Consider the following 13,090-nt stretch of genomic DNA (forward strand, 5'->3'; position numbering starts at 1 on the left):
AAAAGAATTAAACCTTTAACCTTGATTTACAATTGCTTTGATAACTATTTTTTGTTGAAAAAATCACACAAATTTAAAATCTATCCATGTTTTTGATGTATTAGTCCATTTTGTTTCCTAGTGGTAATTCTATTTTTGTCTTGTAACAATTAATTGTAAACCTTATGAAAAAGCCAATAGACACTAACAATCCGTTGAACAATTTGGATGAGTGGGAAGATGATTTGTTAATACGATATCCGGATCCGTCTGAACCTGTAAAAGAAAAAGAAGAATTTAGAAATTATGTTGATTCAGAACGGGTAGAAACCGTTAAAGAGTTTTATAGAATAAACCATACCTATCAAACCTATGATTTTGTATGCAGCAAAGAACAGGAGTTTTTACAGTTTAACAAAAAAGAAATGTCTATCTGGGAAGCAGTAGATTTCTTAAACACCCTTGTTGACGATAGTGACCCGGATATCGATTTAGATCAGACACAGCACCTATTGCAAACTTCAGAAGCCATTCGTGCAGATGGCCATCCGGATTGGTTTGTACTTACCGGTTTTATACACGATCTCGGAAAAATTTTATGTTTGTTTGGCGAGCCGCAATGGGCAGTTGTTGGAGACACGTTTCCGGTGGGCTGTTCCTACTCGGATAAAATTGTGTATCCGGAATTTTTCAGGGAAAACCCGGATTATACAGATGCGAGATTCAATACCAAACTAGGCGTTTACACTCAAAATTGCGGACTTGATCAAGTAAAGATGAGTTGGGGACATGACGAATACCTGTATCAGATTATGAAAGACTATTTGCCGGATCCGGCCCTGTACATGATCCGATACCATTCGTTTTACTCCCAGCACAAAGAGAATGCCTACGAACATTTAATGAATGAAAAAGACATAGAAATGTTCGACTGGGTTAGAAAATTCAATCCGTATGATTTGTATACCAAAGCGCCTGTTAAACCGGATGTAAAAGCGTTGCTTCCGTATTATAAAGAATTAGTGGCAAAATATTTACCGGAGAAAATGAAGTTTTAAACCAGACCTTTTTCACTTTTTTATTTTTCTAAACTAAAGTGATCTAAAACAATACCAAATGCTAACGACCAAAACCAACATATTTTTATTAAGCCTGTTTATACTTTGTGGAATGACGGTTTCCGGACAGGAAAAAAAAGACCGAAACGATTGGGAAAATCCCGAAGTTTTTCAAATAAATCGGGAGCCTGCGCGCGCTGAATTTCTGCCTTATGCAGATGAAGTTTCAGCAATAAGCGATAAATATGAAAATTCGCCCTGGTATTTTTCACTCGACGGAAAGTGGAAATTTTCCTGGTCCCCAACACCTGATCAGCGTCCGAAAGATTTTTATAAGCAGGATTACAATACCTCAAACTGGAAAGAACTTCAAGTACCATCTAATTGGGAGCTGAATGGGTACGGCGTGCCTATTTATACCAATATAACCTATCCTTTTGACCGAAATCCTCCTTTTATCAATCATTCTGATAATCCTGTTGGCTCCTATAAAAGAGATTTTGTTGTGCCGGAAAACTGGGATAAACGTCATGTATTTCTTCACTTTGAAGCCGGAACAGCCGCTATGTACATTTGGGTAAACGGCGAAAAAGTGGGCTATACAGAAAACACTAAAAGTCCGGCTGAATTCGATATCACAAAATATTTAAAAGCAGGAAATAATACCTTGGCTGTTGAAGTGTATCGATGGAGCGACGGTTCGTATCTTGAAGATCAGGACATGTGGAGACTTTCAGGAATTGACCGAAGCGTTTATCTGTATAGTACAAATGACATTCGAATTGCCGATTTTTTCGCAAGACCGGACTTAGATGCCAATTATAAAAACGGAAGCCTGAATGTAGATATTACGCTGAAAAACCTAACGGCAAACGCAGTAAACAATCAAAGTATAGAAGCAAAACTGGTCGATGCATCAGGAAAAAACATCTTTACAAAGACAGTAAAAATAAACGTTGACGGCCATAAAACAGGATTTTTAAATTTCTCTCAAAAGATATCCGGTCCAAAATTATGGAGCAGTGAAACACCTAATTTGTATACGCTGCTACTGACCTTAAAAAATGAAAAAGGCAATTTAACAGAAACCGTTTCTACCCAAATCGGATTTAGAAAAGTAGAGCTGAAAGGGGGAGAATTACGCGTAAACGGAGTCCGTTTAATGGTTCACGGTGTCAATATTCATGAACACAATCCGGTAACAGGTCATTTTCAGGACGAAGCGACCATGCTGAAAGATATAAAACTGATGAAACAGCTGAACATCAATTCAGTACGATGCAGTCATTATCCGAACAATATCCGATGGGTAAAATTGTGTAATAAATACGGTTTGTTTCTTGTGGATGAAGCCAATATAGAAAGTCACGGAATGGGAGTAGAGGGACAGAGTTTTATGAATCCAAAAACGCATCCGGCTTATCTTCCGGAATGGAGAGAGGCACATCTGGACCGAATTTATAGTTTGGTAGAACGCGATAAAAACCAGCCCTCCGTAATACTTTGGTCATTGGGAAATGAATGTGCAAATGGTCCCGTTTTTCACGAAGCGTACAAATGGATTAAAAAAAGAGATACCACCCGACTGGTTCAATTTGAGCAGGCAAAAGAAAACGAAAATACAGATATTGTATGTCCGATGTATCCAACGATTGCTTACATGAAAGAATATGCGGCACGCAAAGAAGTCACGCGTCCGTATATTATGTGTGAGTACTCCCATGCAATGGGAAACAGCAGCGGTAATTTTCAGGAATATTGGGATATTATCCGCGGCAGTAAAAACATGCAGGGCGGTTTTATCTGGGATTGGGTAGATCAGGGCTTTGAAAGGACAGATGAAGCAGGACGAAAATATTGGGCTTATGGAGGTGATATGGGAAGTCAGAATTATTTAAACGATGAAAACTTTTGCCATAACGGATTAGTTTATGCAGACAGAACACCACATCCCGGAGCATTTGAAGTAAAAAAAGTCTATCAGGATATTTTGTTTTCAGAAGTTGACCTTAAAAACGGAATCTTCGAAATCACAAATGATTTTGGATTTACCAATCTGAACCAATACCATTTTAAATACCAGGTTTTAGAAAACGGAAAAGCGATCAAAGAAGGAACAATTGAGGTGGCTTTGAATCCGAAATCAACAAAACAATTCAAACTTGATTTACCAAAATTGCAATCAAAACCGGGCATAGAATATTTACTGAATGTTTCGGCACATACTAAAACAGGTTCAGCAATATTGCCGCAAAATTTTGAAATTGCCAAAGAACAATTTGTTCTGGAAAGCGATAACTATTTTGCAAAAACAACTGCTTCTTCTTCAAAAGTTCAGGATGAAAAAGAGGAATTTATTCTTAGCGCCGCAAATGTTGTAGTTAAAATCAGGAAATCCACGGGATTAATTTCCTATTACACTGTAAACGGAGCAGAATATTTTAAAGAATATCCGGAACCTAATTTTTGGAGAGCCCCAACCGACAATGATTTTGGAAATAAAATGCAGCTAAAATCGAATGTATGGCGAACAGCAGGTAAAAATACCACTTTAGAAAATATTCAGCTTACAGAAGAAAACGGCAAGCAATATGTAACAGCCCAATTGAAACTTAACGATGTTTCGTGTGATTACACCATAAAATACGCATTGAGTGAGGACGGGGCTTTGGAGATCCTTCCTTCTTTTAAAAAAGGAAATAATCCCGTACCGGAAATGCCTCGATTTGGAATGCTTTTCGTGCTAAAAAACAACTTTGAAAATCTGGATTACTACGGAAGAGGGCCTTTGGAAAACTATCCGGATCGAAATACATCTTCTTTCAAAGGAATTTATCAAAGCAAAGTTTCAGACCAGTATGTACCGTATACGCGCCCACAGGAAAATGGATACAAAACAGATGTTCGCTGGTTTACACTTTCAGACAATAGCGGAAACGGACTCAGTATAAAAGGGCTACAGCCTTTAGGAATAAGCACTTTAAATAATTATCCAGCCGATTTTGACGGAGGAATAGCAAAGAAAAACATACACTCAAGCGATGTCACGCCAAGAAAGGAAGTCGTCGTGTGTGTGGACTTGACCCAACGCGGATTAGGAGGTGACAATAGTTGGGGGGCCTTTCCGCATGATCAGTACAGGCTGACCCAAAATGAATACCACTACGGATTTGTGATAAAACCAATAGAATAATTATAGCCTTAAAAATTGAACCCATAGAAATATAGTTTTAGTAAGCTTAAAAAAGGACGTTTCACGCATTAAAATTTACATAGCGGCCAGCTGTTAAGAAACGTTTTACTTTTTTATTCTCTTTTATAAAAAAATGAAAACCGGGTTTTTATGTGTTAGGTAATTATGAACTCTAAAAATTTCGAATAAAAAATATTAATTATTGATACTCTTCCGGAGAAATCAATAGGGGGAATATGCTTTTAAATAAGTAAAATATGAGTAAAACAAGTACAAAGGATAGATTAATTTCTTTAGATGTTCTAAGAGGGTTTGTGATGTTCTGGATTATGAGCGGAGAACATATTATACATGCTTTGGCCAAGGCTGCACCCATTCCTGTTTTGATATGGATGTCGTCGCAACTGCATCATGCAGACTGGAATGGCATTACATTTTATGATATGATTTTTCCAGTATTTTTGTTTGTGGCCGGAGTTTCAATGCCGTATTCTTTTGAAAAAAAAATGAGTTTGGCGGGTGTAAAAACACCAAGGGAATTACCATCAAAAGAAAAACAAAAAATATACACCTCCATGCTCAGGAGAACCTGTATTTTATTGTTTTTAGGATTTGTGGTAAATGGATTATTGCGATTTGACGGTTTCGAACAAACCCGTTTTGCAAGTGTATTGGGCAGGATTGGGCTTGCCTGGTTTTTTGCCGGACTGATTTATTTAAATTTCGATTTAAAAAAACAATTGTTCTGGTTTTTGGGCATTTTAATTGGGTATTATTTGGCCATGAAATTTATACCGGTTCCTGAATTTGGAGCAGGGGTTTTAACCCGGGAAGGCTCCCTGGAAGCCTATATTGATCGTTTGTTTTTACCCGGAAGACTGCACAGTAAAGTCTATGATCCCGAAGGCTTGTTTTCGACCATTCCGGCTGTTGCTACCGCTTTGTTGGGCGTGTTTTTAGGAACATTTTTAAAAACAAAAAACAGCTTACCGGCAAATAAACAGCTTGTGATCCTAATCGTTTCAGGACTTGTTTTGATCGGGACAGGATTACTTTGGAATTATGATTTTCCTGTCAATAAACATTTATGGACAAGCTCTTTTGTATGTTTGGTAGGGGGTTTTAGCATTTTGTTTTTTACTTTTTTCTATTTCATCACTGATATTTTGGGATTCCGCAAATGGGCATTCCCTTTAATATTGATTGGTTCAAATTCGATTTTAATTTATATCGCTTCAGAAGGTTTGGTCAATTTTAAATCTACTGCCGATTTTGTATTTGGCGGCGCTATAAAATTTTTTCCGCTTATCTGGCAACCTGTTTTTACAGCTTTATCCGTAACGCTCGTACAGCTGCTTTTGCTTTATTTTCTCTATAAAAGAAAATGGTTTTTGAAAGTGTAAGAAGAGAATAGGGAAGTAGGAACGAAAGAGTTAAGAAGAAAGAGGAGAGAGCATAGAATAGAGAAGAGAGAACAAAGAGGAAAGAGGAAAGAGGAAAGAAGAGAGAACAAAGAAGAAAGAGGAAAGAATATAGAATATAGAGGAAAGAATAGAGAGGAAAGAAGAATATTCCTTTAGGTGCAATCATTTTAAACACAAGGAAACATGATTTATAATTCATTGGGAAGAATAGCATAAAGGACAGATTATTTACACATCGCTATGTGTTTTTAAAGTAAGTGAAACGCCTCTTTAAGCTATGATTCTATGTGTTAAATAAGATTTTTACAGATTACGATATAACGAGTAAAAAAATAAAATTTTAAAAATACTTTACTGACTAACCAAAAATAACCACACCATTATGAATGTTTTACAAACGGCAGATTACATTGTTTTTCTTTTCTACTTTGTTATTGTTATCACCTACGGGATGTACATTTATCGGACTAAGAAAAATGCAACAACGAGTTCTAACGATTATTTTTTAGCCGAAGGTTCGTTGACCTGGTGGGCGATTGGTGCGTCGTTGATCGCGTCTAATATTTCAGCAGAACACTTTATTGGCATGAGTGGTTCGGGTTTTGCCATTGGCCTGGCCATTGCTTCTTACGAATGGATGTCTGCGGCAACCTTAATTGTAGTGGCGATGTTTATTTTACCGGTCTATCTTAAAAACAAAATCTTTACCATGCCGCAATTTTTGGCAAAAAGATACAACAGCACCGTAAGTACCATAATGGCGATAATCTGGTTGTTGATTTATGTATTTGTCAATCTTACCTCTATTATTTATTTGGGGGCTCTGGCTATTTCGTCAATCGCACCTGTCAGTTTTCAGTTTTGTGTTATTGCGTTGAGTTTATTCTCTGTTATAGTGACTTTAGGAGGAATGAAGGTAATAGGATATACCGATATGTTTCAGGTTATTGTATTGATTCTGGGCGGTTTGGTGACCACTTATTTGTCACTGACTTTGTTATCAGAGCAGTTTGGATTTGGGAAAGACATCCTTAAAGGACTTTCCGTTTTAGCAAAACAGGCACCGGATCATTTACACATGATACTGGATAAGTCGAATCCGCATTATGCCGAACTACCGGGAATGTCAGTGCTTGTGGGGGGTATGCTTATTAATAACCTGGCGTATTGGGGCTGTAATCAATACATTGTGCAGAGAGCCCTGGGAGCCGATTTAAAAACAGCCCGCAAAGGGATTTTGTTCGCTGCTTTTTTAAAATTATTAGTGCCTATTATTGCCGTTTTACCGGGTATTGCGATGTATGTAATGCACCAAAACGGAATGTTTCAGCAGGAAATGGTCGATGCGTCAGGAGTCCTAAAACCAGATCATGCTTATCCAACTTTAATGAATTTATTGCCTGCGGGATTAAAAGGAGTGGCCTTGGCTGCTTTAACTGCGGCAATTGTAGCTTCTTTGGCCGGAAAAGCCAATAGTATTTCGACCATTTTTTCTTTAGACATCTATAAAAAATATTTTAACAGAGAAGCAACGGAACGTAAACTAGTCCGTACCGGAAGATGGGTCGTTGTCATCGCCATGTTTATTGCCGCACTGGTTGCTCCGGCATTAAAATCATTAGATCAGGCGTATCAGTTTATACAGGAATATGTTGGTTTCTTTTCGCCCGGAGTTTTGGCGATTTTCTTATTGGGAATGTTTTGGAAGAAAACAACAGCCTCGGCAGGACTTGCAGGGGCATTGCTGACAGTTCCAATTGCGGCAGTATTAAAATTTCTTCCTGTGTGGACAAATGGTGCTTTCCCCGATTATCCTTTTTTAGACAGAATGACCATTTCTTTCTTTATCATCGTATTTTTAATGGTAGCCATTAGTCTCTTACATCCGGAATCTAAAGAAGAACATGACGTTCATACCATAGAAGTCGATACATCAATGTTCAGGGTTTCTTCGGAGTTTATTATCGGTTCCTTTATAATCAGTGGGATTTTAGTGGCATTATATACCGTTTTTTGGTAGTTTTAAAATGAAGGAAGGATAAGTATCGTGGGCTCGCAAGAAGAATAAAATTTTATTTAGAGCCTGAATGCCCATTACTAAAAACAAATTATTATGATTAAAAACAAAAATATTTTCAGCAACGGTATCGTTTTACTTTTTCTTTTACAGCTTAGTTTTAATGTGCAAATATATGCCCAGAAAAATAAAGAGTATCTGGTTACCACTTATGGAGCTGTAGCTGATGGAAAAACGTTAAATACAAAAGCGATTCAAAAAGCGATTGATCTGGCTGATAAAAATAAAGGAGGAAGGGTAGTTTTTTCTAAAGGCAAATTTTTATCAGGGAGTATCATATTAAAAAGTGGCGTGGACTTATTTTTTGAAGATGGCGCTGTTTTATTGGGAAGTACCGACCCAAACGATTATCCAAAGTACGAAGAAATAAGAGCTTTGGTTATCGCTCACGGCTCAAAAAATATTTCGATATCCGGAAAAGGTATTATTGACGGACAAGGCAGAGCACTGGCACTCGCGGTTGATAGCTTACACCATACCGGAGTAAAAATTGATCCCAATTATAATTATCGAAGATTACGTCCGTCAGACGGAAGAGGAAAACTGGTTTCATTTGTGAAATGCGATGCAGTTAAAATGACAAATGTGACATTAAAAAACAGTCCGGGCTGGGTACAGTGTTTTGAGCAATGCACCAATATTGTACTTGATGCCATAAAAGTAGACAGCAGAGCGTATTGGAACAATGACGGAATTGACATTGACGGATGTGAAAACGTGAGAATAACAAATTGCGATGTCAACTCTGCTGATGATGGTATTTGTCTAAAATCAGATTCTCCGGGCCTGCAGAATAATAACATTTATATCGCAAATTGCAGTATCAGATCAAGTGCCAATGCCGTTAAGTTTGGAACAGGGTCCTACGGAAGTTTCAAAAATGTTACCATAGAAAATATTCAGGTTTTTGATACTTTCAGATCGGCAATTGCCATTGAATCTGTGGATGGCGCCGAAATTGAAAATATTAAAGTTTCGAATATTACGGCCGTAAATACAGGAAATGCAATACTTATTCGGTTAGGGCATAGAAATGGAGACAAGCCGGGATACATTAAAAACGTTTCCATTAAAAATGTAAAAGTCCGGGTTCCTTTTGGTCGTCCGGATATTGATTATGATTTGCGCGGCCCCGAAGTAGATTATTTCCATAACCCTTTTCCGGCTTCGATTGCCGGAATACCGGGATATTCGATTGAAAATGTAACCTTGGAAAATATCGAAATAACCTATCCGGGAAGAGCCTCAAAAGGAATGGCATACCTGCCTTTAAGCAGATTAAAAGACGTGCTCGAAAATATAAAAGGATATCCTGAATTTACCATGTTTGGAGAATTGCCTTCCTGGGGATTTTATGTGCGCCACGTAAACGGAATTGATCTGAAGAATATAAAACTGATTCTGGAAAAAGAAGATTTTCGTCCCGCTTTTGTTTTTGATGATGTGACAGGATTGGTTATGAAAGATATTAACCTTCCGTCTGATAAAACCAATCAAATCATTTTTAAGGATGTCATATCAGTCAATCTCGATACAGAAGCGTTAAAACAAAAAGACGAGCCCAGACAAAATACCTTCGTATTGCCTGTTAAGTAAAGTATATTTAAAGATCGGAATGCGAATTACCTGAGAGGTTTCTAAAACCTGTCAGGTCTCATAAGAAAACGAATAGCATACAATTTAAATGCAAAGATTAAAAAAGATAAACAAATGATACCAAAAGCTATAATTACCATAATCGTTTTTTGTTTTGCGCTGACGATTACAGCACAAAAAGTATACGACGTAAAAAATTACGGAGCCAAAGGAGATGGTAAAACCAATGATGCCGCTGCGATTCAAAAAGCAATAGACGCTTGTAGTAAAACTGGCGGACGGGTATTATTTTCAGCGCCTTTTACCTTCCTGTCCGGACCATTTAACGTAAAATCAGGAATTGATCTGCATGTCGAGGCCGGAGCAAAATTATTGGCAAGTCCGGATGAAAAACGCTACACCAAAAGTGCTTTCCGTACGAACCCCGGCGAAGGAACCATCTGGATTGGTGGCGAAAATATAGAGAACTTCAGCATTAGCGGCAGCGGAAAAATAGACGGAAATGGTATTTCTTTTATGGGAGAAGAATTAGAAGATTCTTATGTTTTGAAACCTTTTACAGGTCTGGACCCAAGGCCTCATGTATTAACAATTATTGGCGGAAAAAACATCAGAATACGCGATATTCATATCGGAAATTCGGCCTATTGGACCATTCATCTTGTAGGTTGCAATGATGTGGTCATTAGCGGAATTACATTACTGAATAGTTTAAAAGTACGCAACAGTGATGGTATCGATCTTGATCATTCAAAAAATGTACGCATTAGTGATTGTTATATCGAAAGTGGCGACGATTGCATCTGCCTGAAAAACCGAAGAGAATTTGAAGAATTTGGCGCCTGCGAAAACATAACAGTTACCAATTGCACCATGACCAGCAGCAGCTGTGCCATTAAAATTGGTTCAGAAAATATGGATGCCATCCGACAGGTTGTTTTTAATAATTGTATCATAAAAAACAGTAATCGCGCACTGGGAATTCAAAACAGGGACGAAGGAACAGTCAGCGATGTTTTATTTTCTAACATTATTATCGAAGGCAGATTGACTACAGATACCTGGTGGGGGAAAGCAGAACCTATATACATTACAGCTTACCGCAGGGCGAAGGGCAATCATAAAGATGCCAATTGGCGTTTTCCAAAAGGGGCTACAGAAGGAAAAGTAGGCGAAATCAAAAACATCTCTTTTACTAATATTCAGTGTACAGGTGAAAATGGAGTCTATGTAAGTGCCGAATCAAAAGACAAAATAAGCCATATCGTTTTTGATCATGTAAGTGTTTTTATAGACAAAACTACCAGCCATCAGGGAGGGATTTATGATCGTCGCCCTTCAGAACTCGAAGGTTTTGTAAAAGGAAGTACAGCCGGTTTTTACTTTGATACAGCAGAAAAAATAAAAATGCAAAACTGCTCTGTAGAATGGGGAAAAAACAAACCGGATTATTTTACTTATGCAGTTGAAAGTAAAAATGTAGATGCATTGATTATCAATAATCTGGAAGGGCAATCGGCATTTCCGGAGAAATTAGAAGCGGTGAAAAAACAATAGTGTGTCAAAAAAAACAATTGAGCACAGAAAAATAGACTTGAGGATAAAAAAACAATTTAAAAGAAGCAATAGATTTCTTTCACATAAGGCTTGTGCTTTAAAAAAAAGTGAAATGCCTGCTGGTCAGTTTGCAAAATCTAATGTTTCTATGTGTTAAAATTAAATATCCCTAACGGGTTAAATTCATTATATAAAAATGAAAAACAGTACCATTACCAGATTTGCCCTTTGCAGTTTACTGCTGTCAAGCATTTGTGCAAATGCCCAAAAGACCACTTTAGAAGTTGATATTGCTAAAACCGTTACCAAAATACAGCCCACAATGTTCGGTTTGTTTTTTGAAGATATCAATTTTGCTGCTGATGGAGGATTGTATGCCGAAATGATTAAAAACCGGTCGTTTGAGTTTGATAAACCCCTAATGGGATGGGAACAGCCTAATACAAAAAGAAGTTCTTTAAACATGCAGTCCGGTGCTGCCACTCCCATTAATGTTTCAGAAAATAAAACCAATCCTAATTTTTGCAGAATTCTCATTAATGATGACAAAGGTTATGCGATTGTCAATGAAGGGTTTAGAGGGATGGGCGTTAAAAAAGGGGCAAAATACAATCTTTCCTTAAAAGCAGCGAATCCCGATGGAAGCATCAAAAAAATAATCTTTCAATTGATAGACAAAGATCAAAAGGTTATGGGGGAGACTAGTATTATACCATCATCAAAAGAATGGAAAAATTATACTTCGCAATTTACTGCCGCGCAAACCGAGGCCAAAGCAAAACTAAAAATAACCTTTGAAGGAACCGGAACAATTGATTTGGATATGATTTCCCTTTTTCCGGAAGAGACCTGGAAAAACAGAAAAAATGGTTTACGCAAAGATCTGGTACAACTTTTATACGATATGAAACCCGGATTTTTGCGCTTTCCCGGAGGGTGTATTGTCGAAGGCAGAACTTTGTCAGACCGTTATCAATGGAAAAAATCAGTTGGGAATGTTGAAGACCGAAAAACGATGATCAACCGCTGGAATATGGAATTCAGCCACAAACAGACCCCGGATTATTTTCAAAGTTTTGGACTGGGATTTTATGAATACTTTCAGCTTTCAGAAGATATTGGCGCAACACCTTTACCCATTTTAAGTTGCGGAATGGCTTGCCAGTACAATACAGGAGAATTAGCGCCAATGGAGGAACTCGATCCTTACATACAGGATGCTTTGGACTTAATTGAATTTGCAAATGGCGATTTAAATACAAATTGGGGAAAATTACGTTCCGATATGGGACATCCAAAATCCTTTAATCTAAAATACATTGGCGTAGGAAACGAGCAATGGGGACCCGATTATATCGAAAGATATAAGGTTTTTGAAAAAGCCATAAAAGCAAAATATCCCAAAATAATTATCGTTTCAGGAAGCGGACCTTCGCCGGACGGAGAACATTTTGACTATGCGATGAAAGAACTTAAAAAGTTAGGTGCAGAACTTATTGACGAACATTATTATAAAAGCCCGCAGTGGTTTAGAGAAAATGCCGCGCGATATGATCTGTACGATCGAAAAGGCCCAAAAATATTTGCCGGAGAATATGCTGCCCAAAGCGTTTCAGGTGCAAATCCGAACAACAGAAACAACTGGGAATGTGCGTTTTCTGAAGCCGCTTTCATGACCGGATTAGAACGAAATGCCGAAGTGGTAAATCTAACGTCTTATGCCCCCTTAATGGCGCATGAAGACGCGTGGCAATGGACACCGGATATGATTTGGTTCAACAATTTAGAAGCGTACGGTTCTGCCAATTACCAAGTGCAAAAGTTGTTTTCGACCCATAAAGGAACTGATTTATTAAACATAACCAGAGACGGAAAACCGTTAACAGGGCAAAACAATTTATACGCATCTGCCGTGAAAGATGTAAATACCAAAAAAGTGATGATCAAACTAGTCAATACCGCCTCAACAAGCCGGGAAATCACAATAGGTTTAAAAGGCAGTAAAATAGAAACGAAAGGGAGCCTGACGACGCTTGCAAGTGCCGGTTTGCAAGACGAGAATACTTTTTCTGAACCTGAAAAAATAACACCAAAAGAAAGCGAATATCAATTGAAAGACGGGAAAGCGCAAATCAGTTTGCCTCCTTATTCCGTAAGTGTTTTAAAGCTAAAAATAAAATAGTGTTGTGGTAACTATTTCTTTTAT

Annotated in this window: 7 protein-coding genes; all 7 read left to right on the forward strand. The window is 37.8% G+C overall.

The features are described from left to right. Positions 1–164: 164 nt before the first annotated feature. Positions 165–1,037, forward strand: coding sequence for an inositol oxygenase family protein (locus ACHRWY_RS21780; protein ID WP_395357505.1), 873 nt, complete (start codon positions 165–167; stop codon positions 1,035–1,037). Positions 1,038–1,095: 58 nt separating this feature from the next. Beyond that, positions 1,096–4,230, forward strand: coding sequence for a glycoside hydrolase family 2 TIM barrel-domain containing protein (locus ACHRWY_RS21785; protein WP_395357506.1), 3,135 nt, complete (start codon positions 1,096–1,098; stop codon positions 4,228–4,230). A gap of 257 nt (positions 4,231–4,487) precedes the next feature. Next, a complete protein-coding gene (locus tag ACHRWY_RS21790) occupies positions 4,488–5,633 on the forward strand; it encodes an acyltransferase family protein (protein ID WP_395357507.1) in 1,146 nt (381 codons plus the stop codon). Between the two features lie 403 nt (positions 5,634–6,036). Next, positions 6,037–7,674 carry a sodium/sugar symporter gene (locus tag ACHRWY_RS21795; protein ID WP_395357508.1) on the forward strand — a complete coding sequence of 546 codons (1,638 nt, stop codon included), beginning with the start codon at positions 6,037–6,039 and terminating at the stop codon, positions 7,672–7,674. A gap of 93 nt (positions 7,675–7,767) precedes the next feature. Further along, positions 7,768–9,327 carry a glycoside hydrolase family 28 protein gene (locus tag ACHRWY_RS21800; RefSeq protein WP_395357509.1) on the forward strand — a complete coding sequence of 520 codons (1,560 nt, stop codon included), beginning with the start codon at positions 7,768–7,770 and terminating at the stop codon, positions 9,325–9,327. Between the two features lie 114 nt (positions 9,328–9,441). Next, entirely contained in the window at positions 9,442–10,884 is a 1,443-nt protein-coding gene (locus tag ACHRWY_RS21805; RefSeq protein WP_395357510.1) for a glycoside hydrolase family 28 protein, read from the forward strand. A gap of 196 nt (positions 10,885–11,080) precedes the next feature. Continuing rightward, positions 11,081–13,066, forward strand: coding sequence for an alpha-L-arabinofuranosidase C-terminal domain-containing protein (locus tag ACHRWY_RS21810; protein WP_395357511.1), 1,986 nt, complete (start codon positions 11,081–11,083; stop codon positions 13,064–13,066). Positions 13,067–13,090 lie beyond the last annotated feature (24 nt).

Origin of the sequence: Flavobacterium sp. FlaQc-48 (genome assembly GCF_044007335.1) — a bacterium.
Classification (GTDB): Bacteria; Bacteroidota; Bacteroidia; order Flavobacteriales; family Flavobacteriaceae; genus Flavobacterium.